This is a genomic window from Streptomyces griseocarneus, from assembly GCF_014655595.1.
Lineage (GTDB): Bacteria > Actinomycetota > Actinomycetes > Streptomycetales > Streptomycetaceae > Streptomyces > Streptomyces griseocarneus.
Window position 1 is genome coordinate 40,273 of the sequence record NZ_BNBL01000014.1, and the last position, 26,271, is coordinate 66,543.

A 26,271-nucleotide genomic window follows, 5' to 3' on the forward strand; every position below is an offset into this window, starting at 1 on the left:
GACCGCTGCTGCTGACGTGGTACGTGATAAGACCCAGGTGCCTTCGTACTACTCGCGCAAGACCACGGACATCCTGCACAAGTACGGGCCTGGACCGCGGGTGCACTTCCACGTGGGCATCTTCGATACCGGTGCCACCCCCAACACCACGGTGTCGCAGACCATGCTCAGGCGGCGCCTGTTCGACTCCCAGGAGGCCGCGCTCGCGCACGCGGCCCAGGCCTGGCGCGTGGCCGAGAACCCACCCGCCCGGCTCTTCGACATCGGCTGCGGCCTCGGCGGCGGGTCCATCTACTGGGCCCAGGAGTACGGTTGCTCCGTCACCGCCATCACCGTGACCGCCAAACACGTCCCCGTGATGGCCGAACTGGTCCGCAAGGCCGGCGTCGAGGACCGCGTCACCCCGGTCCTCGGCGACATCCACGACCTGCGCGAGGAGCGGACGTACGACGCGGCCGTCGCCATCGAGAGCTCGGGATACATGGACCGCGAGCGGCTCTTCTCGGTGGTGGCCAAGGCGCTCAAGCCGGGCGGCTGGTTCGGCATCCAGGAACACTTCCTGTGCCGCCCCGAGTGGACGGCCTTCATCGACGGCTATTACAAGACCCGCCTGGGCACGCTCCCCGAGTACATCGCGGCCGCCCACGCCGCCGGCTTCACCCTGGAACAGGACGAGGACCTGACCGACCGCGTGGCCGAGTTCTGGGTGCAGTCCATGGCCTGGACCACGGCCGAGCTCGACCGGGTGGAACACGCGGGCACGCAGTCCCCCATCGCGAAGAACCGGCTGCTGGAGTCGGCGCTCGCCCACGGCAAGCTCTTCCGGGTGTGGCGCGACCACGCCGTCGAGACCCGCCAGCTGCTCTTCCGGCTCGAAGGAAGGTGACATGAGCGACGGCGCAGTGCGCGCTTCGGCGATCGGCTGGCGGCTACCGCCGTTCTACTGCCCGATCGAATCGCCCGTCCACCCGCGCGTGGACGAGCTGGAGCGACGGGCCATCTCCTGGCTGGACTCGACCGGCATCTTCCGCGACGAGACCGAACGGGCCTGGAGCATCGCCACCCACAGCACCGACTTCAGCTGCCGCATCATCCCCTACGGCCGGGACGAGCCGCTGCTGCTGTTCATCGAGTGGAACCACTGGGCGTTCGCCCTCGACGACGTCTGGCACGACACCGGCAGCGCCGACATCCGCACGGCCGCCATCGTGGACCTCAACGCGCGGATCTCCCGCTCCCTGGAGGCCCCGGGCTCCGCCATGCTCGGCGACAGCCCGTTCGACGCGGCCCTGGAGGACCTCGCGGCCCGCACCCGCGCCATGGCCACACCGGTCCAGCTCCGGCGCGTGGCCGAGGGGATGCGGGACTGGCTGCTCGGCGCCTCCTGGCAGGTCAGCAACATCGAGCGCCGCGTCATGCCCACGCTCTCCGACTACGTCGCCCTGCGGCCGTCCATCAACGGAACCCGCTTCTCGCTGTCCTGGAGCGAGATCGCCAGTGGCATCGAGGTGCCGGACAGCGACCTGTACTCCGCCCCGGTGCAGGCCCTCACCGAGGCCGCCGGCTTCATCGTCAGCTGTGACAACGACCTGTTCTCCTACGCCAAGGAGGACAACCAGGAGACCACGGACCAGAACATCGTCAACGTCCTCGTCCACCACGACGGCAGCTCCCCGGAGCGGGCCCTGCGCGACGCCCTGGCCATAAGGGACCGTGCCATGACGCTCTTCCTGCGGCTCCGCGAACAGATCGCCCGCGAAGCCGACCCGGAGCTGCTGCGCTACCTCGAGGCGCTGGGGCACTACATCTCCGGCTGCATCCGGTGGATGAACGCCGCGCCGCGCTACGCCAGCCCGCGGAACCGTTACGACCTCCCGGTCCCCGGCGCGACCTACGGCATAACGTGGCGCGACACCCCCAGCGACCCCGGCACCGGGCCGCTGCCCATAGCGTCGGCGGCCTGGTGGTGGGATCAGCTCGACGCCACGGCTCAGCGGCGCCGGAACCACCGCGTCAGCGACCTCCACCGGGAGGCGCGGGTGCCGGAGGCGCGGACCGGCGGCGCCGGGATCGCCGTGGGCTGCTCGGGCGCCAAGGCCCGGCCGGACTCGTGATCCGCGATGGCCGCGGTCGTGGTCACCGGTTCGGTCCGCTCGGCGGGCAGCGGCTGCTGCGAAGTGAACTTGACCGGCAGCGCCACGAGATGACGTGACATCAGGGACGAGATCCAGCGCAGTTCGTCCTCGGGGGCGGCCAGCTGGATGTCGGGCAGCCGGTTCAGCAGCGCCTCGATGCCGGTGTCCGCGATGGCACGGCCGATGTCCTGGCCGGGGCACTCGTGTGCACCGCCGCTGAAGGCGAGGTGGGAGCGGTTGCCGTGGACGGGCGTGGTGGGGTCGGGGCGGATCGCGGTGTCGACGTTGGCCGCGGCGAGGCCCAGCACGAGGGCGTCCCCGGCCTTGATCTTCTGCCCGCCGAGTTCCGTGTCCTGGGTCGCCCAGCGGCCGAGGATGGTGGTGAAGGGAGGCTCGTCCCAGAGGACCTGCTCGACTGCGTCGGGCAGCGTCATGTGCCCGCCGGCCAGATTGGCGCGGCAGCGGGGGTCGGTCAGCAGCATCCGCAGAGTGTTCGCGATCAGATTGGCCGTGGTCTCGAACGCGGCGATGAGCACCAGCCGCAGATGCTGCTGCACCTCGTCGTCGGTGAGCTCGCTGGAGTGCTCCAGCAGCCAGCTGGTGAAGTCGGGGCCGGGGTCCGTGCGCTTGCGGGCGACCAGCTTGCGCAGGGCCTCCTGCACGTACTCGTTGCTGGCGACGGCGGTCTCGGTGCCCTTGATCATGTCACGGGCGGCCTTGACCAGCCGGGGGCCGTACTCCTCGGGCATGCCCAGCAGCTGGGTCATGACCAGCATGGGCAGCGGCTCCGCGAACTCGTGCACGAGATCGGTGCTGCCCTTGAGGCAGAAGGTGTCGACCAGCTGGTCGGCGAAGCGGGTGATGTGGCGCCGGACCCCGCGCCGGTCGAAGCGGCCGAGGGAGTCGTTGATGGCGCCGCGCCACCGCTCGTGGACCTGGCCGTCGGCGAACGCGCAGATGGGCTGCCAGGTCGAGATCGGCGCCAGGGGGTGATCGGGGGTCAGCTTGCCCTCGCGCATGTCGCGCCAGATGCGGGAGTCGCGCGAGAAGCGCGAGGGCGTGCGGGTGACGTCGAGGTTCTCGCGGTACCCCAGGATCAGCCAGGCGGGCAGATCACCGTGGAGCAGGACGGGGGCCACGCCGCCGTGCCGGTCGCGCAGCTGCTCGTACAGTCCCATCGGGTCGGCCTCCGCGGCCGGACCGTACAGCCGCGCGACGCCCCCGGGGCCGTAGGCGTGGGCCGGGCACTGCGGCGGGGGAGCGGCCAGGGTGGTGTCCGCCTGGGAGTGCTCGTCGGGTGGGGTCACTGTGGCTCCGAGATCTCGTTCGTGAGGTGGTAGAGGTAGCGCATGAGCGCCATCAGCGTGTCCCGGCAGGAGACGCGGTCACGCGCGTCACAGGTGAACATGGGGACCGACTCGGGCAGGTCCATGGCGGAGCGCAGTTCCGTCATGGGGTGGACGGGCGCCCCGGGGAAGGTGTTGACGGCGACCACGAACGGGACGCCGCGTTCCTCCAGGAGCCCGATCACGTCGTAACTCACCTCCAGGCGGCGGGTGTCGAGCAGCACCACCGCGCCCAGGGCGCCTTCGAAGAGGCCGTCCCACAGGAACCAGAAGCGCTCCTGGCCCGGAGTGCCGAACAGATACAGCACCAGCTGCTCGTTGATGCTGATCCGGCCGAAGTCCATGGCCACGGTGGTTTCGATCTTGTGCTCGATGCCGGCGAGGTCGTCCACGCCGACGCCGGCCTGGGTCATCGTCTCCTCGGTGGTCAGCGGTCTGATCTCGCTGACCGTGCCCACCAGCGTCGTCTTGCCGACACCGAACCCGCCGACGATCACCACCTTGACGGCGGCCGCCGTCGAGGAGGGAAGGATGTCCTCCTTCCTGGGGCCGGCGTATGAGTCAGAGGTTTTGTAGTCCATGCATCACCGCCTCCAGGAGCTGGACATTGGGCAGGGCGGCGACCGGTACGGGGGGCCTGGCCTCCACCTGGTCTTCCTTGAGCAGATCGGTGACCAGGACGGTCACGGTGCTGACGGGTAACGTGAGGTACGCGGATATCTCGGCGACGGAGAGCGGGTAGTCGCACATCTGGACGATGGCGGAGTGCTCGGGCTGGAGCCCGGGGTCGGGGTCGGCCCGGGCGACGACCAGCGTCACCAGGTCGAGCTTGGCCTGCTTGCCCGTACGGCTGCGGCCGCTGGTGATGATGTAGAGCCGGTCCGGATTGCCGGGGTCCCACGCTTTTCCGGCTTTGCTCATGCCACCGGCCCGCTGACGCGCGGCGGACTGGTGAGATGCTCGCCGATGCGGGCCACCAGGTCGCGCATCCGCTGTCCCATCAGCCCGGCGTCCACGTCGTCGTCCGCCAGCACCGCCAGGTACGCCCCCGCGCCGGCCGCCATCAGATAGAAGAAGCCGCCGTCGACCTCGATCACGACCAGGCGCATCCGGCCGTCGCCGTTGGGGAACTCGGCGGCCACCGCCGTGGAGAGGCTCTGCAGTCCGGCGCAGGCGGCTGCCAGGCGGTCCGCGGCATCCGTGTCCGAGCCGTGCTGAGCCATGCGCAGGCCGTCCGAGGACAGCACGATCACGTGGCGCGTCTGAGGGACGCTGGATGCCAGGTCCTTGAGCATCCAGTCCATGTTGAACCGCGGCTGCGTCACTTGGCTACTCTTTCTCGTCTGACGATTCATCACTGTTCGGTCCCCCGGAACCCGCCGGACGAGCCTCGCCGTTGACGGCGCTCGTGAAGGCGGCCAGCCACATGCCCGGCTGCGGGGGAGGCTCGGCCGGGGGCTGGTGGCGCGGGGCGGCCGCCGGGGCCGCCGCGCCGGCCCGCACACCGCGCGCGGCCAGCCCGGGGGCCCGCCTGCGACGCTGCGGCAGCCCGCCGGAGCTGTGCGAGGCGACGGCCTGTGCGTCGAAGGGGAGGTCCGGGAGCGGCCGGCCCGGCTTCTTCCTGATCTTGGGGGGCGGCAGGGTGGCCGCCCGGGCGATCTCGCCGCCCGGCGTCGCGCTCGGGGTGGTGAGGTCCTCCGGCACGATCAGGACCGCCCGCACCCCGCCGTAGGCCGAGGGGCGCAGGGAGACCCGGAAGGCGTAGGTCTTGGCGAGCTTGCTGACGACGGCCAGGCCGAGCCGGGGGGTCTCGCCGAGGTCGTTGAGGTCGAGCCCGCGGTCGGCGATCTCCAGCACGGCCTCGGCGCGCCGCCGGGCCTCGTCGGTGAGGCCGACGCCGGCGTCCTCGATCTCGACCGCGACCCCCGACTGGACCTCCACGGCGGTCAGGTGGACGCGGGTCTGCGGCGGGGAGTAGCGGGTGGCGTTGTCCAGCAGCTCGGCCAGCGCGTGGATCAGCGGCTCCACCCCGGGGCCCACCACGGCGACGTCGGCCACCGAGTGGAGGTCGACCCGGCGGTAGTCCATGATCCGGGACATCGCGCCGCGCAGGACGTTGTACAGGGGCACCGGGTTCTTCCACTGACGGCCGGGCCGGGAGCCGCCGAGCACCGCGATGCTGTCGGCGAGCCGGCCGACCAGCGCGGTCTCGTGGTCCAGGTGCAGCAGGTCGCCGAAGACCTCGGGGCTGTTGCCGTGCCGGTCCTCCATCTCGCGGAGGTCGGTGGCCTGTTGGTGCACGATCGCCTGCACCCGGCGGGCGATGTTGACGAACGCGCGGTGCGCGGACTCGCGCAGCCCCTCCTCGGCCTGCACCGCCTCCAGCACCGAACGGAGCACGGCGCGGTGGGCGGCCAGGAACGACGGGTCCAGAGAGGTGCGCGGAGCCACCTCGCGCAGGACCTCTTCGGTGGACGCGCCCTGCTGCAGCATGCGGACGGCCGCGGGGAGCAGTTCGCGCGCCAACCGCTGGGTCTCGGCCTCCTGTTGGACGAGCCGGTGGCGCAGTACGGCCTCCTGCTCGGCGCTCCGCCGGCGCAGCGCGTCGATCACCCGCCCCCGGCGCGCGGTCTCGGACGAGGTGACGGCCACCGCCAGGGTCGCCGCCGTGCCGCACCACAGGGCCGGCACGCGCGCCCCGTCGGGCGTGAGGAGGGCCGCGGCGGCCGTGCAGACCGCCAGCACGACAGGGGGTACCAGCCATATGAGGGAGGAGGCGGGCCGCCTGCCTTGCTGTGACGATCCAGTACCAGCCATCGACGTCCTCGAAGCTCTTGGGAAATGATGTGCGTGCGGCATGGGGAAATAAGGGGAGCGCCGCCCTGCCGCGAAATGCGCGGCGGCTTCTCCGGCTGCGCGGCGCAGCAGGGGGCAGCAGCGTGCTGCGGTTGCCGCAACCAGCTGTGCGAGATGGAGCGTAGCCTGTCGTGCGGTGTGACGACGTGAAGTTGTCATATTCGCAGAATGGGCTGACAGGCGAATTCGAAAGGGTTCACAATGACCCCGCACCATGCCCGCCGAATAAATCTTTGAATAGCGGAATGGGCGTTCGATTCGCTGGTGGGGTCACGCTCCCGGGTGGTTCGGCTGGCGGAACCCTGTCCACAAGCCCGGCCGACGGGTCTAGGCTCGCTGCACCACACTCATACGGGAGACACTCTTATGACGGGGCAACAGCGTGAACGACGCCCGCACAACGCCCTGTTCGAGCGCGAGCAGGAGATCACCGCTACCCGGCAGGCCGTCGAGGCCCTGTGCGCCGGCGTCGCCGAGGGGCGGCCGGCGCAGGGCGGCCTGTTGCTGTACAGCGGGGAGGCGGGAGCGGGCAAGACGGCGCTGCTGAGCGAGCTGCGGCGGATGGCCGCCGGGTACGAGGGCTGCACCGTGCTCCACGCCCGCTGCAGCGCCTCGGGGGAGACCGTCCCCTTCCACATCGTCCGGCAGCTCCTGCAGCCGGCCCTCGCCGCCATGACGCCGGCGCAGCGCGAGGAGCTGCTCGGCGGCTGGTTCGACATCGCGGGCCCGGCGCTCGGCATCGCGCCGCCCGTCGGCCCGCCCGCCGACCCGCAGGGCGTGCGCGACGGCATCGACTGGCTGGTCACGCAAATGGCGCTGACCCGCGCCCCGTTGATCCTGATCGTCGACGACGCGCACTGGGGCGACGCGGAGTCCCTCGCCTGGCTCTCCTCGTTCGCGGTGCGCCTCGGCGACCTGCCGCTGCTGATGGTCGTCGCCTACCGGCACGACGAACTTCCCGCCCACACCCCCGCCTTCCAGGAGCTGGTCGGCGGCCGCGGCCACCGCCCGGTCGTGCTGCACGCCCTCACCCCGCGCGCGGTGGCCGAGCTGGTCCGCGCCGCCCTGGGGGACAAGGCCGACGACCCCTTCTGCCGCGAGGTGTGGGCCGTCACCGGCGGCAACCCCTACGAGACCACGGAGCTGATCGCCAAGGCGTGCGACCGGGGCCTGAAGCCGGCCGAGGAGTCGGCGGTCCTGCTGCGCGAGCTCGGCGCCGCCGCCCGCGGCAGCGGCCTGGTGACCCGGCTGGAGCGGCTGGGCACGTCCGCCACCCGGTTCGCCTGGGCGGCCTCCGTGCTCGGCACCGAGATCTCGCCGCGCCGGGCCGCCATGCTCGCCGGGATGAGCCCCGCGGAGGCCGACGACTGCGCGGACCGGCTGCGCGAGGCGCGCATCCTGACCGGCGCCGAGACGCTGGAATTCGTCCACCCGCTGATCGCCACGGCCGTCTACCAGGCCGTCCCGCCCGCCACCCGCACCGCGATGCACGGCCTGGCGGCCTGGGCGCTCACCAACGCCGGCCTCGGCGCCGCCGCCGCCTCGCGGCACCTGCTGGAGGTCCACCCCGACGGCGACGCGGAGCTCGTGGAATCCCTGCGCGAGGCCGCCCGCGAGCACCTCGCCGTCGGGGCGCCCGAGGCGGCCAGCCGCTGTCTGGAGCGCGCGCTGGCCGAGCCGCCGCCCCCGGACGACCGGGCCGCCGTCCTCTACGAACTCGGCTGCTCCGCGCTGCTGACGTCCCCGCCCACCACCATCAACCACCTGCGCTCGGCCCTCGAGCTGCCCGGCCTGCCCAGGGAAGTGCGCGTCGACGCCACGTACCGGCTCTCGCAGGCCTACGCCCACAACAGCCAGCTGGAGGAGGCGGCCCGGGTGGTCGCCGAGCAGGAGGCGAACACCCCGGACGGGCCGGGACGCATGCGGCTGCAGGCCGCGCACTACCTCTGGAAGGGCATCCAGCTGGAGGAAGAGGGCGCGCACGAGCGTTCGCGGCGGCTCGCCCGGCTCGCCGACCCCCTGCAGGGCCGGGACAACGCCGAGCGGGCCATGCTCGCGCTGCGTGCCTTCGACGCGATGATCCGCGGCGAGGACGCCGTGCGGGTGACCGAGCTCAACGACCGGGTGCTCAAGGACGGCCGGCTCGACCCCGGCATGTCCTGGACCAACACCGAGTGGGGCTTCGAGATCCCCAGCGTCGTCGGCATCACCTACGCCTACACCGACCGGCTCGACCAGGCCGAGGAGCTCTTCAACGAGGCCGTGCGGTCCTTCGAGATCTCCGGATGGCGCGGCGCCCACCTGGCGTTCGCCCACGAGTTCCTCGGCATGGTCCACCTGCGGCGCGGCAAGCTCGACCTCGCCGAGGGCTTCCTGCGCGAGGGGCTGCGCCTGGCCGACCGGCTGGGGCCGGGGCTGCCCATCCAGTGGGACGGGACCTGTCTGCTCATCGACACGCTCCTCGCCCGCGGCCGGGTGGACGAGGCCCGGGTCGTCGCCGAGACGTACGCGTTCGGGCCGCCCTATCCTCCGGCGATGGTGATGCCCGACGCGCCGAGCGTGGTCGGCCGCCTGCTGCTGGCGCTCGGCCGGCGGAAGGAGGCCGTCGCGGAGCTGGAGGCCGCCGGGCGCCGGCTCGAGGAGCGCGGCCGCAACAACACCCTCTGGGCGCCCTGGGCCCTCGACCTGGCCCTGGCCGTGGCGCCCGAGGAGCCCGAACGGGCCCGGGCGCTGGCCGAGCAGGCGGTGCGCAACGCCGCCCTCTTCGGTACGGACACCGCCATGGGCGAGGCGCTGCGGCGGTCCGCGCGGGTGGTCGAGGAGCACGAGGTCTGCCCCGGCTGACGCAGGCGCTCGAGCATCTGCGCAGGTCCCCCTGCCGCTCCGAGTACGCGGCCGCGCTGGTGGACCACGGCGTGGCGCTGCGGCGGGCCGGGCGGTCCGGGGAGGCCGAGGCGCAGCTGAGCGAGGGGCTGGTGCTCGCGGAGGAGTGCGGGGCGGAGGGACTCGCGGCGACGGCCCGGGAAGAGGTCGCCGCGCTCGCCGGGGAAGAGGGGCAGCCGGTCCGGTAGGGGACCGGTCGGCCGGGGGCCGTGGCGCGGGGCGGGTCAGCCCGCGCGGCGGCCCGACTTCTTGGTCGCGCTCTTGGCCGTCCCGGCCGCCTTCGTCGTCCTGGCGGTGGCGGCCTTCTTCGTCGTCGAGGAGGCGGCGGACTTCTTCGCGGCCGCGCGCTTCTTCGTCTCCGTCGTCTTCTTCGCGGCGGCCGGAGCCCTTCCCGGGGCCTTCTCGGCGGCCCCGCCCTTCTTGCCCGCCGTGTCGATGGACGCCTGCAGGGCGGCCATCAGGTCGATGACGTTGTCGGGGGCGGCCGCGGTGGCCTTCTTGGGCGCGGGCCGGTGTTCGAGGTGGGCGCTGATGAGCTCGCCGAGGGCGACCTCGTACTCGTCCTCCAGCGACTCCAGGTCGAAGTCCTCGGAGAGGGTGTCCATCAGGCTGGTGGCCATCTTGAGTTCCTGCGGGCGCACGGTGACCGAGGCGGGCGGGGCCAGGCCCGCGGGCTCGCGGATCTCGTCGGGCCAGTACATCGTGTGCAGGGTCAGCAGGTCGTCGTGGACGCGCAGCAGCGCCAGGGACTCCCGGGTGCGCAGTGCGATCTTGGTGACGGCCACCCGTTCGGTCTGCTTGAGGGTCTCGCGCAGCAGGACGTACGGCTTGCCGGCGGCGGCGTTGTCCGGCGCCAGGTAGTAGGCGCCGGACAGCCGCAGGGGGTCGATGCGGTCGGCGTCGACGAAGGCCAGGACGTCGATGAGCTTCTTGCTCGGCAGGGGCAGGCCGGCCAGGTCGCTCTTGGTCAGGACGGCGGTGTTGCCCTCGTCGTCCTCGAAGCCCCTGGCGACGTGCTCGTAGTCGATCTCCTTGCCGCACGCGTCGCAGACCCGCTTGAGGTGGATCCGGCCGCCGTCCGCGTCGTGGACCTGGTGCAGCCTGGTGCCGTGCTCCTCGGTGGCGGCGTACAGCCGTACGGGGACGGAGACCAGCCCGAACCCGATCGCGCCCTTCCACATCGTCCGCATAGCTCGTGTCCCTCCGTGGGAATTATCACCATATGTCCACTTCTTCGGAGCGGCAGTCCCCGGAACGGCAGGTGGTGGAGGTCGAGGGCCGCAGGCTGTCCCTCTCCCACCTCGACCGGGTGCTCTTCGCGGCCTCCGGGCACACCAAGGCCCAGATCCTGCGGTACTACGCCGGCGCCGCCCCGGCGATGCTGCCGCACGCGGCGGGCCGGGCCGCCTCCTTCGTCCGCGCCCCCGAGGGCACCGGCGGGCAGAGCTGGGTCGCCAAGACCCCGCCCAACGGATCACCCGGCTGGGTGCCCCGGGTACCGGTCCGGCACAAGGACGGGGTGGCCGAACAGGTGATGATCGATTCCACGGCGGCCCTGATCGCCATGGTGAACCTCGGCGCGTACGAGGTGCACGTCCCGCAGTGGACCGCCGAAGCCGGCCCCGACGGCCACGACCGCCTGGTCCTCGACCTCGACCCCGGCCCCGGCGCCGACCTCGTCGTCTGCTGCCGCGTCGCCCAGCGGCTGCGCCAGCTGCTCGCCGACGACGGGCTCACGGCCTATCCGGTGGTCTCCGGCGCCAAGGGGCTGCACCTGTACGCGCCCGTCGAGGCCACCTCCGGCCGGGCCACCGGGCACTACGCCAAGCGCCTGGCCACCTCGATGATGAACGAACACCCCGGCCTCGTGGTCGTCTCCATGACCAAGGCCGAACGCGAGGGCAAGGTGCTCATCGACTGGTCGCAGAACGCGAGCGCGAAGACCACCGCCGCCCCCTACACCGTGCGCCTGCTGCCCGACCGCCCGGGCGTCGCCGCCCCCGTCACCTGGGACGAGGTCGCGGCCTGCGCCGAGCCCGGCGAACTCGCCTTCACCCCGGAGGAGGTCCTCGACCGCCTCGACGCCCACGGCGACCCGCTGGCACCCCTCGCCGGCGACGACACCCGGGCGCCGCTGCCCTGACAGGGACTCACCCCAGCCGCGTCAGGTCCGGGCGCAGCCGGTGCCAGGTCGGGTGCCGCAGCCGCCCGCCGGCCGTCCAGCCGGAGAAGACGACCTCCGCCACCAGGCGCGGCTCGACCCAGTGCGCGCCGCTCACGTCGACCGGGCCGGTGAAGGGGGAACCGTCGCGCGGGATCACCCCCAGGTAGCGGGCCAGCTCCCCGCGTTCGTATTCGGAGAGCCCGGAACCCACGGAACCGGTGTAGCGCAGGCCGGACGGCTCCGGCAGGCCGGTCAGCACGGCGCCGGGAAGCCCGGAGAGGCGGCCCCGTCCCTCCGCCCAGCCGCCGATGACCACGTCGAGGGTGATCACGTGCTTGGTCTTGCGCCAGTCGGGTGACCGGACGCCCGGCAGGTAGCGGGACGTCAGCCGCTTGGCCAGCACCCCCTCGAAGCCGCTCGCCAGCGTGGCGTCCCACGCCTGCCGGCCGTGCCCCTCCAGATGCGCGGGCACCGACCAGTTGGGCCCCCCGAGGCCCAGCCCGTACAGCAGGGCGCGGCGCTCCCGGTAGGGGAGCTCGGTCAGCAGCGCGCCGTCGAGGTACATGACGTCGAAGAGCATCAGGTGGACGGGGCACTCCATCGCCAGGTGCGCCGCGCGGCGCGGGTTGGTGACCCCCATCCTCCGCTGCAGCAGCCCGAAGTCGGGCCGCCCCCGCTCGTCCACCACCACGATCTCCCCGTCGAGCACCACCGGCCGGCCCGCCAGCCGCTCGCCGAGCCCCTGCAGCTCGGGGTAGGTCCGGGTGGCGTCGTTGCCCGCCCGGGTGACCAGCCGCAGGGTGCCGTCGCCCGGTGCGCCGACCACGCAGCGCACGCCGTCCCACTTGACCTCGAAGCCCCAGGACGCCTCGTCGTCCTCGGCGGGCAGCGGGGCCGGCGTGGCCAGCATGGGCCCGATCTCCGGGAGGTCGTGCGCCGGCGTCACGTCGACCCGGCCCAGTCCAGCAGCTCCTCCGCCGTCCAGGTGGTGACGACGCGGTCGGCGGGCACGCCGCACTCCTCGGCCCGCGCACACCCGTGGATCTGCCAGTCGAGCTGGCCCGGGGCGTGGGCGTCGCTGTCGATGGAGAACAGCACCCCCGCGTCCAGCGCCTCGCGCAGCAGCCTGCGCGGGGGGTCGAGGCGCTCGGGCCGGCAGTTGATCTCCACGGCGGTGCCGAAGCGGGCGCACGCGGCGAAGACCATCGCCGCGTCGAACTCCGACTCCGGCCGGTGGCCCAGGATCCGCCCCGTGCAGTGCCCCAGGACGTCGACGAGGGGATTGGCGACGGCGGCCACCATGCGGCGCGTCATGGACTCGGCGTCCATCCGCAGCTTGGAGTGCACCGAGGCGACCACCACGTCCAGGCGCTCGAGCAGCTCCGGGTCCTGGTCCAGCGAGCCGTCGGCCAGGATGTCGCACTCGATGCCGGTCAGCAGCCGGAAGCCGTCCCCGAACAGCTCGTCGACCTCCGCGACCACCTCGAGCTGCTCGCGCAGCCGCTCCGGCGACAGGCCGCGGGCGATCGTCAGCCGGGGGGAGTGGTCGGTGAGGACGGCCCACTCGTGGCCCAGCGCCCGGGCGGCGCGGGCCATCTCCCCGATCGGGCTGCCGCCGTCCGACCAGTCCGAGTGCAGATGGCAGTCGCCGCGCAGCGCCGCCCGCAGCTCCAGCCCGCCCTCCGCCAGCGGCCCGGCCTCCTCCTCCAGGCGGGCCAGATAGCCGGGCACCTCGCCGCGCACGGCCTCGGTCACCACCGCCGCGGTCTTGGGCCCGACGCCCTTCAGGCCGGTGAGGGATCCGTCGGCGGCGCGGCGGCGCACCTCCTCGTCCGGCATCGCGCCGACCACGGCGGCGGCCGTCCGGAACGCCTTCACCCGGTAGGTGGGCGCCTGGGCGCGCTCCAGCAGGAACGCGATGCGCTCGAGCGCCTCCACCGGTTCCATGGCCTCTGCCTCCACACCACCACCGTGCGCTACCCCTCGCGCGTTCGCACGCGTTCGGCCCGGGCCCCGTACGGGCAGGACCAACCCGGAGCACCTTCCCGCGCAGCGACCTCGAGGAGGCGGACGTGAGCGTCGAGGAGAGAGCCGAGACGAGCACCCCGCGGCACGGCCCGCCGGCCGCAAGGCCCCGCCGGGCGGTGGTCCTCGGCGGGGGACTGGCCGGCATGCTGGCCGCGTCCGTGCTGACCGGCCACGCCGACGAGGTGGTGGTGCTCGAGCGCGACCGGCTCCCGGCGACGGCCCTGCCGCGCAAGGGCCTGCCGCAGGCCCGGCACGCCCATGTGCTGCTCTCCGGCGGGGCCCGGGCCATGGAGTCGCTGCTGCCCGGGATCACCGACGCCTGGCTGGCGGCGGGGGCCCGGCGGATGGCGCTGCCCACCGCCCTGGTGTCGCTGTCGGCACAGGGCTGGATCCCGCGCGCGGCCGAGCGGCAGTTCCTCATCTCCTGCAGCCGTGACCTGCTCGACCTGGTCGTCCGGCAGCGGGTGACGGCCCTGCCGCGGGTCACCGTGCGGGAGGGCGTCGAGGTCCACGGCCTGACCGGCGACGCCCGGCGGGTCACCGGCGTGCGCCTGACCGACGAGGGGAACGGCGGCCCGGGCACGCTGGCGGCCGACTTCGTCGTCGACGCCACCGGCCGCGGCTCGCGGGCCCCCCGCTGGCTGACCGGGCTCGGCCTGCCCGCGGTCCGGGAGGAGACCGTCGACTCCGGCCTGGTCTACGCCAGCCGGCTCTTCCGGGCACCGCCGGGCGCCGAGGACTTCCCCCTGGTGAGCGTCGCGCCCTCGCCGGGCAGGGACCTGCCGGGCCAGGGGATGACCATGCACCCCGTCGAGGGCGGGCGGTGGCTGATGACCGTCTCCGGCACGCGCGGCGGCGAACCCTCCCGGGACAACGACGCGTTCGAGCCGTTCGCGCGCCGGCTGCGCCACCCCATCGCGGCCGACCTCATCGCCCGCGCGGAGCCGCTGACCGACGTCCACCTCAACCGCTCCACCGTCAACCGGCGCCGCCGCTTCGAGCGCCTGGACGCCTGGCCCGCCGGCTTCGTCGTCACCGGGGACGCCGTCGCCGCCTACAACCCCGTCTACGGGCACGGCATGTCGGTGGCCGCCCTCGACGCGGTCGCGCTGCGCGAGGTCCTGGCGGGGGAGGTGCTCGCCGACCCCCGGGTGGCCCGCCGTGCCCAGCGCGCCCTCGCCCGTACGGCGGACGCGGCCTGGGCCATGGCGGCCGGCGAGGACATCCACTACCCGGGCGCCGTCGGCGAGCGGCCGCCGGCCGCCACGCGGCTGCTGCGGGGCTATCTGCAGCGCCTGATGCGCACGGGGACGGTGGACCACGCCGTGACCCGGGTGCTGCTCGACGTGATGACGCTGTCGGCGCCGTTGTCGCGGCTGTTCGCGCCCGACGTGGCGCTGCGCGTGGCGCGCGGCCCCGGCCTCCGGCCGCCGCACGAGCCGCCGGTCACTGCCGACGAAATGGCCCGCGCCGGCCTGGCGGCCCGCTGACCGGCTGCCGGCCGGCAGCTGACCGGCCGCGCGGCGGGGCCGGCGTGCTTCCCCGCCCGCGCGCCGGTCAGCGCCTGGCCAGCCGTGTGGGCGGGAGGTACTCGCGCTCGAGGGTGCGGTGCCACCAGGCGCCGGTCTCCCGCAGCTCCCGCCAGGTGGTGAAGCGGTAGAGGTAGAGCCGGGCGCGGACGTGGGTGGGCGGGGCGGTGGGGAAGGGGTTGTGCCGCAGCAGGCGCAGGGTCGCCGGGTCGCCCGTCAGCAGCCGTTCGACGAAGGGGCCGAACCACTCCCGCGCGTAGGCCGGTGAGATCCCCGCGAACCACATCAGCCAGTCCAGTCGCAGGTGGTACGGGGCGAACTGGCGGGGGAGCCGGCGGGGGTCGCCCGGCTTGCCCCTGAAGCCGTACTCCTTCCAGACCGTCCCGTCGGTGAGGGTCTCCTCGTCGGTGCCCTCGACGACCACCTCGTGCCGGCTGCGGTTGACGCTGCCGAAGGCACCGTAGGTGTTGACCAGGTGAAACACATTGAAGGACATGTTCATCCGCTGGTGCCGGGAGAGCAGATTGCGCGCGGGCCACCAGCTGAGCACCACCACCAGCGCCGTCGCGGCGAGGACCAGGACCTCGTACCACACGGGCGCCGGGCCCAGCGGTGCGTGGCGCGCCACGGAGAACACGTCCGCCATCGCCTGACCGTCGACGGCGGCGAAGGCCAGGACGATGGTCAGCCAGTTCAGCCAGGAGAAGTTGCCGGAGGCGACCAGCCAGAGCTGGGTGCAGATGATCACGCCGGCCGCGACGCTCGCCACCGGCTGCGGGGCGAAGAGCCCGATGGGCACCACGAGCTGGGCGACGTGGTTGGCGGCCGTCTCCACGCGGTGCAGCGGCCGGGGCAGCCGGTGGAAGAACCAGCTCAGCGGCCCGGGCATGGGCTGGGTCTCGTGGTGGTAGTACAGGCAGGTCAGATTCCGCCAGCAGGGGTCCCCGCGCAGCTTGATCAGCCCCGCGCCGAACTCCACGCGGAACAGCAGCCACCGCACCAGCCACAGCACCAGCACGGGCGGGTCCGTCCGCGCGTTGCCCAGGAAGACCGCCAGGAAGCCGGCCTCCAGCAGCAGCGACTCCCAGCCGAAGCCGTACCAGGTCTGGCCGACGTTCACGATGGACAGGTACAGCGCCCACAGCGCCAGCCACATCAGCATCGACGCCCACAGCGGCACCGCGTCCGCCGCCCCCGCCGTCACCGCGGCCGCCAGCAGCGCGCCGCCCCAGGCCCAGGCGGCGAAGAAGCGGTCGGAGTAGTGGAGGTGGAAGACGCTGGGCGACCGGCGCAGGGGGACGTAGGCGACGAACCGGGGCACCGGCAGCATGCCCCGCGCGCCGATGAGCGCGCGGAACTGCAGGGCGGCCGAGAGGAAGGCCACCAGGTAGACGGCGGCGAGCGCGCGCTGCAGGACGAGCCGGCTCAGCCAGTAGCCGGGGGCCGTGAACCACTCCATGCCGGTATCCGTACCACCGCTGCCGCCGGGAGCTCGCAGTCCCATCGAAGAAACCGACAAAAGGTGGCAGAGTGGCCCTATGGTTGATCGGGGAGCGACGCCCGCCGCCGCAGCGCCGCCGGACGACTGGCCCGCCCGCCCGGAGCTGATCCACGCCCTCCACCGCACGGGAAGCTTCGACTGGGACCTCGTCAGCGGACGCCTGCACCTGGACCCCGTGGCCCTCGAGGTCCTGGAGATGCCGGCGGAGGCCTTCCACGGCAACATCTCCGACCTCTCCGGCCGGCTGCCCCGCCCCGACGCCACCAGGCTCGACGCCCAGGTCGCCCGCGCCCTGAAGGAGGGCCGCGAGAGCTACGGCGCCTACTACCGCGTCCGAGGGGAGGACGGCAGCCTGCGCTGGACGTACACCCAGGGCCTCATCCGGCGCGACGAGCAGGGACGCCCCTGCCGCATCATGGGCATCGTCCGTGACGCCGGCGAGGAGCTCGGCCAGGCCGGGCCGCGCGAGCAGGACCTCGAGCGACGCCACCAGACCACCGTGGTGGAGGCCATCACCGCCGCCCTGGCCCACGCCAGGACCGTCCAGGACGTCATCGACTTCTTCAAGGACGCCCAGGCCGTCGAGCACCTCGGCTCCGACCTGCTCGTCCTCGGCCTCGTCGAGTCCGGCCGGATCCACCTCGTCGCCGAGGGCCCCTCCGAGCACTTCATCCCCGGCACCCGCTACACCCGGGTCGACGACAACTTCCCCATGAGCGACGTCATCCGCACCCTCGTCCCGCGCTTCATCGAGTCCCGCGAGGAGTTCGCCACCTCCTACCCCTGGCTGTGGGAGCGCATCAAGGACATCGGCATCGCCTCCGCCGCCTACCTCCCGCTGGTCGCCCAGGCCCGCCCCATCGGCGCCCTCGGCCTCCTCTACCGCGAGGCGCGCGGCTTCACCCAGCACGAGCGCAACCTCTTCATCGCGCTGAGCAGCAGCCTCGCCCAGAGCATCGCCCGCGCCATGCTCTTCGACCAGGAGCACGACCTCGCCGAGGGCCTCCAGCAGGCCATGCTCCCGCGCCGCATCCCCGAGATCCCCGGCGCCCAGATCGCCGTCCGCTACCGCTCCGCCCGCATGGGCCGGGACATCGGCGGCGACTGGTACGACGCCATCCCGCTGCCCGGCGGCCGGGTCGGGGCCGTCATCGGCGACGTCCAGGGCCACGACACCCACGCCGCGGCCGTCATGGGCCAGCTGCGCATCGTCCTGCGGGCCTACGCCACCGAGGGCCACGCCCCCGCCACCGTCATGGCCCGCGCCTCCTCCTTCCTCTACGAGCTCGAGACCGACCGCTTCGCGACCTGCACCTACGCCGAGGCCGACCTCGCCACCGGGGTCGTCCAGCTGGTCCGCGCCGGCCACATAGACCCGCTGCTGCGCCACACCGACGGCACCGTCCGCCGCCTGCCCGTCTCGGGAGGACTGCCGCTGGGCCTGTCCGCCGAGTTCGGCCGCCTCGACTACCCCGTGACCACCGTCGAACTGGACCCGGGGGAGACCCTGATGATGTTCACCGACGGTCTGGTCGAGGAGCCCGGATCCGACCTCGACGAGGGCATCCGCACGCTCTCCACCGCCGTCCGCGAGGGCCCCTACGACCTCCACAAGCTGGCCGACCTGCTGTGCGACGCGATCGGTGAGCGCATCGGGGAGGACGACATGGCCGTCCTGCTGCTGCGCCGCCACGGCCCCGCCGTACGCGGCGGGGGACGGCTGCAGCAGCACATCGCCCCCGCCGACCCCGAGGCCCTCTCGGCCGGCCGGCACATGATCCGCGCGGCGGTACGGGCCTGGGGCGCCCGGGAACGATCCGACGAGATCGAGCTGGTCGCCGACGAGTTGGTCACCAACGCCCTGCTGCACACCGACGGGGCCGCCGTGGTGACGATCCGTATGATGCCCGGCCCCGAACGGCGGGTACGGGTCGAGGTCGAGGACAAGTCCAGCGTCCTGCCGCGCCGCCGCGAGCCGGGCGAGGCGGGGGTCTCGGGCCGGGGGCTGCTGCTGGTCGAGGAGCTGACCGACGTCTGGGGCGTGGAGTCGCGCGGCACCGGAAAGTCCGTCTGGTGCGAATTCGTCGTCACCGACGGGCAGCACGCCGCCGACGCCGCCGACTGAAGACCGGCCGCCCGCCCCCGAGAGCGCCCCCGGACCCGCGCCGGCCCGCCCGGCAGGAAGAGGCCAAGGTCACAGCGGTTGCCCCTGCTGCGGGGCGCGCCCGCTCCCCTAGCCTTCCCCCCATGACGGTCCTGCCCGACGACGGCTTCCACCTGGCCGCCGAGTTCCCGGACGCGACCCGCGAGCAGTGGCAGCGCCTTGTCGAGGGCGTGCTGAGCAGAGCGGGCACCGCGGCCGAGGGACCGGCGGCCGAGGACGCGCTGGCCACGGCGCTCCAGGACGGGCTCGCCACCCGCCCGCTCTACACCGCCGACGACGCCGGCGGCGCGCCCGGCCTTCCCGGCTTCCCGCCCTTCGTCCGCGGCGGCCGGACCGCCGGGACCGCGATCGACGGCTGGGACGTACGCCAGCACCACGGCGACCCCGACCCGCGCCGGGCCAACGAGGCCGTCCTGGCCGACCTCGAGAACGGCGTCACCTCCCTGTGGCTCACCGTCGGCTCCGCCGGACTGCCGGCCGACGCCCTCCCGGCGGCCCTCGACGGCGTCTACCTCGACCTGGCACCCGTCGTCCTCGACGCCGGAGCGGAGTTCGAGACCGCCGCCCGGCACCTGCTGGCCCTCCACGACGAGCGCGGCCTGCCGCGCGGCGCGGCCCGGGGCAACCTCGGCGCCGACCCCCTGGGCGTCCTCGCCCGCACCGGCGGCGCGGACGACCCCGCCGGACCGCTGGCGGCCGCCGCCCGCCTCGCCGTCACCTGCGCCGCCGACCGCCCGGGCATCCGGGCCGTGACCGTCGACGCCCTGCCCTACCACGAAGCGGGCGCCTCGCCCGCCCAGGAACTGGGCTGCTCCCTCGCCACCGGCGTGGCCTACCTGCGCGCGCTCACCGACGCAGGCTTGAGCGTCGACGAGGCCTGCGCACAGCTGGAGTTCCGCTACGCGGCCACCGCCGACCAGTTCCTGACCATCGCCACGCTGCGCGCCGCCCGCCGCCTGTGGGCCCGCGTCGCCGAGGTCAGCGGCGCCCGCGGCCCGGCGGCCGCCCAGCGCCAACACGCGGTCACCTCACCGGTGATGATGACCCGTCGCGACCCGTGGGTGAACATGCTGCGCACCACCCTCGCCTGCCTGGGCGCCGGAGTGGGCGGCGCCGACGCCGTGACCGTCCTGCCCTTCGACGAGGCCCTGGGCCTGCCGGACGCCTTCGCCCGCCGCATCGCCCGCAACACCTCCTCGATCCTGCTGGAGGAGTCCCACCTGGCCCGGGTCGTCGACCCGGCCGGCGGCTCCTGGTACGTGGAACGGCTCACCGACGAACTCGCCCACGCCGCCTGGGCGTGGTTCCAGGAGATCGAGCGCGCCGGCGGCCAGGCGGCCGCCCTGCGCTCCGGCCTCGTCGCCGAACGGCTCGCCGCGACCTGGCAGAGCCGGTCCGCCGACCTCGCCACGCGCCGCGAACCCATCACCGGCGTCAGCGAGTTCCCCCACCTCGGCGAGCGGCCCCTGCACCGCGAGCCGGCCCCCGCCGCCCCCGCCGGCGGCCTGCCGAAGGTCCGCCGCGACGAGGCGTACGAGGCGCTGCGCGCCCGCTCCGACGCCCACCTCGCCGCCACCGGCACCCGCCCGCGCGTCCTGCTGGCCACCCTCGGCCCGGCCGCGGCCCACACCGCGCGGGCCACCTTCGCCGCCAACCTCTTCCGGGCCGGCGGCATCGAGCCGCTGGCCGAACCGGTGACCGCGGAGACAGCCGCCGCGGCCCTCGCCGGCAGCGGCGCCACGCTCGTCTGCCTGTGCTCCAGCGACGCGCTCTACGCCGACCAGGCCGACGCCGTCGCCGCCGCCCTCAAGGCGGCCGGAGCCGGCCGGGTCCTCCTCGCCGGCCGGCCCGCCGGCGAACAGCGGGAGGCCCACCGGCGGGCCGGAGTCGACGAGTTCGTCTTCGCGGGCTGCGACGCCGTCGCCGTCCTCTCCTCCGCCCTCGACCAGATGGGAGTGGCGTGATGCCGATCCCCGACTTCTCCGGCATCGGCCTGGGCCCGGCGAACGCCGGCCCCGCCGACCCCGGCGCCTGGCGCGCGGCGCTGAAGGAGAGCACCGGCAAGAGCGTCGAGGACCTGCTCTGGCAGACCCCGGAGGGCATCGGCGTCAAGCCGCTCTACACCGCCGAGGACCTCGACGGCCTGGACTTCCTGGGCACCTACCCGGGCATCGCGCCCTACCTGCGCGGCCCGTACCCCACCATGTACGTCAACCAGCCCTGGACCATCCGCCAGTACGCCGGATTCTCCACGGCCGAGGAGTCCAACGCCTTCTACCGCCGCAACCTGGCGGCCGGTCAGAAGGGCCTGTCCGTCGCCTTCGACCTGCCCACCCACCGCGGCTACGACAGCGACCACCCGCGCGTGACCGGTGACGTCGGCATGGCGGGCGTCGCCATCGACTCGATCTACGACATGCGGCAGCTCTTCGACGGCATCCCGCTCGACCGCATGAGCGTCTCCATGACGATGAACGGCGCGGTGCTGCCCGTGCTGGCGCTGTACATCGTCGCCGCCGAGGAGCAGGGCGTACCGCCCGAGAAGCTGGCCGGGACCATCCAGAACGACATCCTCAAGGAGTTCATGGTCCGCAACACCTACATCTATCCGCCCCGGCCCTCGATGCGGATCATCTCCGACATCTTCGCGTACACCTCGCAGAAGATGCCGCGCTACAACTCCATCTCCATCTCCGGCTACCACATCCAGGAGGCCGGGGCCACCGCCGACCTGGAGCTGGCCTACACCCTCGCCGACGGCGTGGAGTACCTGCGCGCCGGCCTCGGCGCGGGCCTCGACGTGGACGCCTTCGCGCCCCGCCTGTCCTTCTTCTGGGCGATCGGCATGAACTTCTTCATGGAGATCGCCAAGCTGCGGGCGGCCCGGCTGCTGTGGGCCCGCCTGGTCAAGCGCTTCGACCCCAAGAACACCAAGTCGCTGTCGCTGCGCACCCATTCGCAGACCTCCGGCTGGTCCCTGACCGCGCAGGACGTCTTCAACAACGTCGCCCGCACGTGCGTGGAGGCGATGGCCGCCACCCAGGGCCACACCCAGTCGCTGCACACCAACGCCCTCGACGAGGCCCTGGCGCTGCCCACCGACTTCTCCGCCCGCATCGCCCGCAACACCCAGCTGCTGCTGCAGCAGGAGTCCGGGACCTGCCGGGTCATCGACCCCTGGGGCGGCAGCGCCTACGTCGAGCGGCTCACCCACGACCTCGCCCGCCGCGCATGGCAGCACATCGAGGAGGTCGAGGCGGCCGGCGGCATGGCCCAGGCCATCGACGCGGGCATCCCCAAGCTGCGCGTCGAGGAGGCCGCGGCCCGCACCCAGGCCCGCATCGACTCCGGCCGCCAGCCGGTGATCGGCGTCAACAAGTACCGGGTCGACAGCGACGAGCAGATCGAGGTCCTCAAGGTCGACAACTCCTCGGTGCGCACCCAGCAGATCGACAAGCTGCGCCGGCTGCGCGCCGAGCGCGACGAGAGCGCCTGCCGGGCGTCGCTGGACGCGCTCACCCGGGCCGCCGAGGCGACCCCCGGCCCGGGGCTCGAGGGCAACCTGCTGGCGCTGGCCGTCGACGCGGCCCGCGCCAAGGCCACCGTGGGCGAGATCTCCGACGCCCTGGAGAAGGTGTACGGACGGCACGCCGGCCAGATCCGTACGATCTCGGGTGTGTACAGGGACGAGGCGGGACCGTCGTCCGGGGTGGAGCGCACGCGCGCCCTGGTGGAGGAGTTCGAGCGCCAGGACGGCCGCCGGCCGCGCATCCTGGTCGCCAAGATGGGCCAGGACGGCCACGACCGCGGCCAGAAGGTGATCGCCACGGCCTTCGCCGACCTCGGCTTCGACGTCGACGTCGGCCCGCTGTTCCAGACCCCGGCCGAGGTCGCCCGGCAGGCGGTCGAGGCGGACGTGCACATCGTCGGCGTCTCCTCGCTCGCGGCCGGCCACCTCACGCTCGTCCCCGCGCTGCGCGAACAGCTCGAGGAGCAGGGCCGCGAGGACATCATGATCGTCGTCGGCGGGGTCATCCCGCCGCAGGACGTCCCGACGCTGCTCGAGATGGGCGCCGCCGCGGTCTTCCCGCCCGGCACGGTCATCCCGGACGCCGCCCACGACCTGCTGAAGACCCTGGCCGGGGTCCTCGGCCACGAGCTGTGAGGCCGCTTCCCTGATGGCCCGCGCGATCGACATCGACGCCTACGTCAAGGGTGTGCTCGACGGGAAGCGCGCGGCCATCGCCCGCGCCATCACGCTCGTCGAGTCCACCCGCTCCGACCACCGCGCCCTCGCCCAGCGCATGCTGACCGAGCTGCTCCCGCACGCGGGAGCGGCCCGGCGGATCGGCATCACCGGCGTGCCCGGGGTCGGCAAGTCCACCTTCATCGACGCCCTCGGCACGATGCTCACCGGACTCGGGCACCGCGTCGCCGTCCTCGCCGTCGACCCGTCCTCCAGCCGCACCGGCGGCAGCATCCTCGGCGACAAGACCCGCATGGAACGGCTCGCCGTCGACCCGGCCGCCTTCGTCCGCCCCTCGCCCACCGCCGGCACGCTCGGCGGCGTGGCCAAGGCCACCCGCGAGACCATCGTGGTGATGGAGGCCGCCGGGTACGACGTGGTGCTGGTGGAGACCGTCGGCGTCGGCCAGTCCGAGACGGCCGTCGCCAACATGGTCGACACCTTCCTGCTGCTCACCCTCGCCCGCACCGGCGACCAGCTCCAGGGCATCAAGAAGGGCGTACTGGAACTGGCCGACCTCGTCGCCGTGAACAAAGCGGACGGACCGCACGAACGCGACGCCAAGGCCGCCGCCCGCGAGCTCGCCGGCGCCCTGCGCCTGATGCAGTCCCCGGACGCCGCCTGGAACCCGCCCGTCCTGACCTGCAGCGCCCGCGAGAACACCGGACTGGACACCCTGTGGGAGCGGATCGAGCAGCACCGGCGCGTTCTGGAGGCCACCGGCGAACTCGCCTCCCGCCGCCGCGACCAGCAGGTCGACTGGACCTGGACCATGGTCCGCGAACAGCTCCTGGCGGAGCTGCGCGCCCACCCCGGGGTGCGCCGCCTGGGCCCCGACCTGGAACAGCGGGTGCGGGAGGGCACCCTGACGGCGAGCCTGGCCGCCGAGCGGCTGCTGGAGGCGTTCCGCTCGCCCCCGTGACCGGCCGCGGTCGGCGCTGTACGTTCCACCCTCGCGCCCATGACATCCTGAGCCGTCAAGTTCTGCCGGGGAGAGCGGATCGGCGGATGTCCGGGATATCGAGGATGATGCAGCACATGAGACTCTGCTTCCTGGTGGAGGAGCAGTACCGGTACGACGGCATGCCGGTGGACGTGATCCGCCAACTGACCGCCTGGGGACACCGGGTGGACGTGCTGCGGCCGGGCGGTTCGCTGATGACGCTCTCCGAGACCGTGCGTGCCGGGCGGCACGACGCCTGGGTGCTCAAGACGGTGTCGGGCGGCCCGGGGCTGACGCTGCTGGAAGGCGCTGCGGCCGTGGGCCTGACCACGGTCAACGACGCCCGCGCCATACGCGGCGTGCGGGACAAGGCCCTGGCCGCGGTGATCGCCGAATCCCGCGGCCTTCCCGTGCCGCCGACGTACGCGGCGATGCGCGCCGAGGACTTCGCCGAGCTGCCCGCGAGCGCGTACCCGCTGGTGGTCAAGCCCGCCGACGGCAGCTCGGGGCGCGCGGTACGGCTCGTACCGGACCCGGAGCGACTGCCCGCGCCCGGGACGTCCGAGGCGGGCGGCATGCTGATAGCCCAGCCGTACGTGCCCAACGCGGGCGTCGACCTGAAGGTGTACTGCGTCGACGGCGAGCTGTACGCCACCGAGCGCCGCAGCCCCCTGCACCCCGACCACCCCGCGCGCGAACGCCAGGTGCCGCTGACGGGCGAGGTGGCGGACATCGCCGCCGAGGTCGGCGCGGCCTTCGGCCTCGACCTGTACGGGGTGGACATCGTCTTCGGCCCCGACGGCCCGGTGGTCGTCGACGTCAACGACTTCCCCAGCTTCCGGCAGGTGCCCGACGCGGTCGCCAGGGTGGCCCGGGCCGTCCTGAGGCTGGCCGGCGCGGACCGGACGCCCGCGGTCCCGCCACCGGCCGCGCCCGTCGCCGCCGCCCGGGGCCTGGGCGGCCGCGCATGAGGATCTGCCTGCTGACGCCCGCCCCCGATCACCCGCTCCTGGCCCGGACCACGGACCTGCTGACGTCCCACCACACCGTGGAATGGCTGGACCCGGGCGCCGCGGACGACCTCCCCGACCCGGCGACGCTCGCCGACGTCTACCTGCTGAAGACGCGCACACCGCGCGCCCTGGCCTACGCCCGCCACCTCGAGGAGCACGGCGCGCCCGTGCTGAACTCGGCCGCCGCCACCGAGCTCTGCCAGGACCGCACCGCCATGGCGGACGTCGCCCTGCGCGCCGGACTGCCGTTCGTCACCACCCGCACCGAGCCCTCGCTGCGGCTGCCGGGGCCGGCGGGGGAGCCCGCCTGGCCCGTGGTGGTCAAGAGCCGCCACAGCCGCCGCCACGACCTCGTCGCCCGCGTCGACGACTCCGAGCGGCTGCGGGAGCTGGCCGCGCGCTGGCCCGACGAGCCGGTGGTGATCCAGCCCTTCACGCCCAACAGCGGCTGGGACCACAAGATGTGGGTGGTGGGCGACGAGATCTTCGCCGGGCTCCGCCGCTCGGAACTGGCCGAGGGCGGCGCGGACAAGCGCACCCGCACGCTCGGCCTCGGCGAACTGCCTGGCGAGTGGCTCGAGGTGGTCCGGCGCGTGGGGGAGGTCTTCGCCCTGGACGTCTACGGCGTCGACCTGCTCGACGCGGGCGGCGGCGCACCCGTGATCGTCGACATCAACGCCTTCCCCGGCATCAGGGGCCAGCGCGGCGCCCCCGAGGCACTGGCCGCCCTGGCCCTGCACACGGCGGCCGGCAGCCGGCGGCCCCGGGTGCCGGTGGGCCCGTGACGCCGCACGGCGGAAAAACGTAGGGCCAAAGCTCTCGCTGTAGCGCCGGTACGGACCGATACTGCCCACGCTCCGTCGTTCGTCCGCGGTACCGGAGGTGACCGGCATGCTTCACGGCATCGATGTCAGCAGCCACAACAGCGAGAACTACCCCGTCGACGGCTACGACTTCGTCTTCGTCAAGGTGACGGAAGGAACGTCGTACACCAACCCGAAATGGGTCAAGCAGCGCGACCGGGCCCGGCGGGCCGGCCTGGTCGTCGGCTACTACCACTACGTCACCCCCGGCTCCATGTCGGCGCAGGGGAACTACTTCCTCGGCAAAATAGCCTTACGCGAGGGCGACGTGCTCGCCCTCGACTGGGAACACCCCGACGTCTGGGGCCGCGACAAGGACCGCTGGCTGAGCCACGTGCGCCAGGAGGCGAGCGGCCACAAGGTGGTCCTCTACTGCAACCGGGACTACTGGTTCAACCGGGACACCACCAGCGACGCGGGCGACGGGCTGTGGATCGCCGATCCCGCGCACGCCCCCGGCCACCCGGCCGTACAGCACCCGTGGACCTTCCACCAGTACAGCTGGGACGGGGGCCTGGACCGCAACGTCGGCCGCTTCGCCGACCGCGCGGCGCTCAGGGCGTGGGCGGGCGCCGCGCGCGAGGCGGAGTGAGGCCGGCG

Annotated in this window: 21 protein-coding genes and 1 pseudogene; 13 read left to right on the forward strand and 9 right to left on the reverse strand. The window is 73.4% G+C overall.

Annotated elements, in window-relative coordinates; genetic code table 11:
* Nucleotides 1-37: 37 nt before the first annotated feature.
* Complete coding sequence (locus IE295_RS28225; protein WP_224323436.1) at nucleotides 38-886, forward strand: class I SAM-dependent methyltransferase; 849 nt, start codon at nucleotides 38-40, stop codon at nucleotides 884-886.
* A gap of 1 nt (nucleotide 887) precedes the next feature.
* Nucleotides 888-1,706: pseudogene (locus IE295_RS33835) on the forward strand (terpene synthase family protein); the annotation flags it as partial.
* A 284-nt stretch (nucleotides 1,707-1,990) separates the two neighbouring features.
* On the opposite strand, the gene IE295_RS28230 reads toward IE295_RS33835, so the two are convergent.
* The 5 genes from IE295_RS28230 to IE295_RS28250 are packed head-to-tail and all read right to left on the reverse strand — an operon-like array spanning nucleotide 1,991 to nucleotide 6,298.
* Nucleotides 1,991-3,442, reverse strand: coding sequence for a cytochrome P450 (locus IE295_RS28230; protein ID WP_224323435.1), 1,452 nt, complete (start codon nucleotides 3,440-3,442; stop codon nucleotides 1,991-1,993).
* Nucleotides 3,439-4,062 (reverse strand): GTP-binding protein, encoded by a 624-nt coding sequence (locus IE295_RS28235; RefSeq protein WP_190066603.1) that lies wholly within the window; start codon nucleotides 4,060-4,062, stop codon nucleotides 3,439-3,441. Before IE295_RS28235 ends, IE295_RS28230 begins: the two co-directional genes overlap by 4 nt.
* Nucleotides 4,043-4,402, reverse strand: coding sequence for a DUF742 domain-containing protein (locus IE295_RS28240; RefSeq protein ID WP_190066604.1), 360 nt, complete (start codon nucleotides 4,400-4,402; stop codon nucleotides 4,043-4,045). Before IE295_RS28240 ends, IE295_RS28235 begins: the two co-directional genes overlap by 20 nt.
* Nucleotides 4,399-4,785 (reverse strand): roadblock/LC7 domain-containing protein, encoded by a 387-nt coding sequence (locus IE295_RS28245; RefSeq protein WP_086571098.1) that lies wholly within the window; start codon nucleotides 4,783-4,785, stop codon nucleotides 4,399-4,401. The genes IE295_RS28240 and IE295_RS28245 overlap by 4 nt, the downstream gene beginning before the upstream one ends.
* A 25-nt stretch (nucleotides 4,786-4,810) precedes the next feature.
* Complete coding sequence (locus IE295_RS28250) at nucleotides 4,811-6,298, reverse strand: sensor histidine kinase (protein ID WP_190066605.1); 1,488 nt, start codon at nucleotides 6,296-6,298, stop codon at nucleotides 4,811-4,813.
* A 405-nt stretch (nucleotides 6,299-6,703) separates the two neighbouring features.
* Here IE295_RS28250 and IE295_RS28255 point away from each other — a divergent pair, with 405 nt between their 5' ends.
* Together IE295_RS28255 and IE295_RS28260 are read left to right on the forward strand one after the other, a co-directional pair.
* Nucleotides 6,704-9,181: an ATP-binding protein gene (locus IE295_RS28255; protein WP_190066606.1), complete on the forward strand. Its 2,478-nt coding sequence runs from the start codon at nucleotides 6,704-6,706 to the stop codon at nucleotides 9,179-9,181.
* A 59-nt stretch (nucleotides 9,182-9,240) separates the two neighbouring features.
* Nucleotides 9,241-9,408: a hypothetical protein gene (locus tag IE295_RS28260; RefSeq protein ID WP_229923009.1), complete on the forward strand. Its 168-nt coding sequence runs from the start codon at nucleotides 9,241-9,243 to the stop codon at nucleotides 9,406-9,408.
* Nucleotides 9,409-9,444: 36 nt separating this feature from the next.
* On the opposite strand, the gene ku is transcribed toward IE295_RS28260, so the two are convergent.
* A complete protein-coding gene (gene ku / locus IE295_RS28265) occupies nucleotides 9,445-10,410 on the reverse strand; it encodes a non-homologous end joining protein Ku (RefSeq protein ID WP_190066608.1) in 966 nt (321 codons plus the stop codon).
* Nucleotides 10,411-10,442: 32 nt separating this feature from the next.
* On the opposite strand from ku, the gene ligD (IE295_RS28270) reads away from it, so the two are divergent.
* Nucleotides 10,443-11,363, forward strand: a complete 921-nt coding sequence (ligD, locus tag IE295_RS28270; RefSeq protein WP_190066609.1) for a non-homologous end-joining DNA ligase — start codon at nucleotides 10,443-10,445, stop codon at nucleotides 11,361-11,363.
* Nucleotides 11,364-11,370: 7 nt separating this feature from the next.
* Here ligD (IE295_RS28270) and ligD (IE295_RS28275) read toward each other — a convergent pair whose 3' ends face one another.
* Both ligD (IE295_RS28275) and IE295_RS28280 read right to left on the reverse strand, forming a co-directional pair.
* Complete coding sequence (gene ligD, locus IE295_RS28275; RefSeq protein ID WP_190066610.1) at nucleotides 11,371-12,294, reverse strand: non-homologous end-joining DNA ligase; 924 nt, start codon at nucleotides 12,292-12,294, stop codon at nucleotides 11,371-11,373.
* A gap of 32 nt (nucleotides 12,295-12,326) precedes the next feature.
* On the reverse strand, nucleotides 12,327-13,331 hold the full coding sequence (locus IE295_RS28280) for a PHP domain-containing protein (protein ID WP_190066678.1): 1,005 nt from the start codon (nucleotides 13,329-13,331) through the stop codon (nucleotides 12,327-12,329).
* 125 nt (nucleotides 13,332-13,456) lie between these two features.
* Here IE295_RS28280 and IE295_RS28285 point away from each other — a divergent pair, with 125 nt between their 5' ends.
* On the forward strand, nucleotides 13,457-14,902 hold the full coding sequence (locus IE295_RS28285) for an FAD-dependent monooxygenase (protein ID WP_224323432.1): 1,446 nt from the start codon (nucleotides 13,457-13,459) through the stop codon (nucleotides 14,900-14,902).
* A 67-nt stretch (nucleotides 14,903-14,969) separates the two neighbouring features.
* On the opposite strand, the gene IE295_RS28290 is transcribed toward IE295_RS28285, so the two are convergent.
* The gene (locus IE295_RS28290) at nucleotides 14,970-16,400 is read right to left on the reverse strand and encodes a lipase maturation factor family protein (protein ID WP_190066611.1); all 1,431 of its coding nucleotides are present in this window, start codon (nucleotides 16,398-16,400) and stop codon (nucleotides 14,970-14,972) included.
* A 79-nt stretch (nucleotides 16,401-16,479) separates the two neighbouring features.
* On the opposite strand from IE295_RS28290, the gene IE295_RS28295 reads away from it, so the two are divergent.
* The 7 genes from IE295_RS28295 to IE295_RS28325 all read left to right on the forward strand — a co-directional run bounded on the left by IE295_RS28295 (nucleotide 16,480) and on the right by IE295_RS28325 (nucleotide 26,263).
* Nucleotides 16,480-18,567, forward strand: a complete 2,088-nt coding sequence (locus IE295_RS28295) for a SpoIIE family protein phosphatase (RefSeq protein WP_190066612.1) — start codon at nucleotides 16,480-16,482, stop codon at nucleotides 18,565-18,567.
* A gap of 122 nt (nucleotides 18,568-18,689) precedes the next feature.
* Nucleotides 18,690-20,570, forward strand: coding sequence for a methylmalonyl-CoA mutase small subunit (gene mutA / locus IE295_RS28300; protein ID WP_190066613.1), 1,881 nt, complete (start codon nucleotides 18,690-18,692; stop codon nucleotides 20,568-20,570).
* Complete coding sequence (scpA, locus tag IE295_RS28305) at nucleotides 20,570-22,771, forward strand: methylmalonyl-CoA mutase (RefSeq protein WP_190066614.1); 2,202 nt, start codon at nucleotides 20,570-20,572, stop codon at nucleotides 22,769-22,771. Before mutA ends, scpA begins: the two co-directional genes overlap by 1 nt.
* A 13-nt stretch (nucleotides 22,772-22,784) precedes the next feature.
* On the forward strand, nucleotides 22,785-23,774 hold the full coding sequence (gene meaB, locus IE295_RS28310; RefSeq protein WP_190066615.1) for a methylmalonyl Co-A mutase-associated GTPase MeaB: 990 nt from the start codon (nucleotides 22,785-22,787) through the stop codon (nucleotides 23,772-23,774).
* 116 nt (nucleotides 23,775-23,890) lie between these two features.
* A complete protein-coding gene (locus tag IE295_RS28315; protein ID WP_190066616.1) occupies nucleotides 23,891-24,766 on the forward strand; it encodes an ATP-grasp domain-containing protein in 876 nt (291 codons plus the stop codon).
* On the forward strand, nucleotides 24,763-25,593 hold the full coding sequence (locus IE295_RS28320) for an ATP-grasp domain-containing protein (protein WP_190066617.1): 831 nt from the start codon (nucleotides 24,763-24,765) through the stop codon (nucleotides 25,591-25,593). Before IE295_RS28315 ends, IE295_RS28320 begins: the two co-directional genes overlap by 4 nt.
* Before the next feature lie 106 nt (nucleotides 25,594-25,699).
* Nucleotides 25,700-26,263, forward strand: coding sequence for a glycoside hydrolase family 25 protein (locus IE295_RS28325; protein ID WP_190066618.1), 564 nt, complete (start codon nucleotides 25,700-25,702; stop codon nucleotides 26,261-26,263).
* Nucleotides 26,264-26,271: the final 8 nt, after the last annotated feature.

Bases quoted from the DNA above. Each gene is read 5' to 3' on its own strand.
- ligD (WP_190066609.1), top strand. From the start codon at position 10,443: ATGTCCACTTCTTCGGAGCGGCAGTCCCCGGAACGGCAGGTGGTGGAG.
- IE295_RS28240 (WP_190066604.1), bottom strand. From the start codon at position 4,402: ATGAGCAAAGCCGGAAAAGCGTGGGACCCCGGCAATCCGGACCGGCTC.
- IE295_RS28315 (WP_190066616.1), top strand. From the start codon at position 23,891: ATGAGACTCTGCTTCCTGGTGGAGGAGCAGTACCGGTACGACGGCATG.
- IE295_RS28325 (WP_190066618.1), top strand. From the start codon at position 25,700: ATGCTTCACGGCATCGATGTCAGCAGCCACAACAGCGAGAACTACCCC.
- IE295_RS28245 (WP_086571098.1), bottom strand. From the start codon at position 4,785: ATGGACTGGATGCTCAAGGACCTGGCATCCAGCGTCCCTCAGACGCGC.
- meaB (WP_190066615.1), top strand. From the start codon at position 22,785: ATGGCCCGCGCGATCGACATCGACGCCTACGTCAAGGGTGTGCTCGAC.
- ku (WP_190066608.1), bottom strand. From the start codon at position 10,410: ATGCGGACGATGTGGAAGGGCGCGATCGGGTTCGGGCTGGTCTCCGTC.
- scpA (WP_190066614.1), top strand. From the start codon at position 20,570: ATGCCGATCCCCGACTTCTCCGGCATCGGCCTGGGCCCGGCGAACGCC.
- IE295_RS28295 (WP_190066612.1), top strand. From the start codon at position 16,480: ATGGTTGATCGGGGAGCGACGCCCGCCGCCGCAGCGCCGCCGGACGAC.
- IE295_RS28290 (WP_190066611.1), bottom strand. From the start codon at position 16,400: ATGGAGTGGTTCACGGCCCCCGGCTACTGGCTGAGCCGGCTCGTCCTG.
- IE295_RS28235 (WP_190066603.1), bottom strand. From the start codon at position 4,062: ATGGACTACAAAACCTCTGACTCATACGCCGGCCCCAGGAAGGAGGAC.
- ligD (WP_190066610.1), bottom strand. From the start codon at position 12,294: ATGCTGGCCACGCCGGCCCCGCTGCCCGCCGAGGACGACGAGGCGTCC.
- IE295_RS28320 (WP_190066617.1), top strand. From the start codon at position 24,763: ATGAGGATCTGCCTGCTGACGCCCGCCCCCGATCACCCGCTCCTGGCC.
- mutA (WP_190066613.1), top strand. From the start codon at position 18,690: ATGACGGTCCTGCCCGACGACGGCTTCCACCTGGCCGCCGAGTTCCCG.
- IE295_RS28250 (WP_190066605.1), bottom strand. From the start codon at position 6,298: ATGGCTGGTACTGGATCGTCACAGCAAGGCAGGCGGCCCGCCTCCTCC.
- IE295_RS28255 (WP_190066606.1), top strand. From the start codon at position 6,704: ATGACGGGGCAACAGCGTGAACGACGCCCGCACAACGCCCTGTTCGAG.
- IE295_RS28280 (WP_190066678.1), bottom strand. From the start codon at position 13,331: ATGGAACCGGTGGAGGCGCTCGAGCGCATCGCGTTCCTGCTGGAGCGC.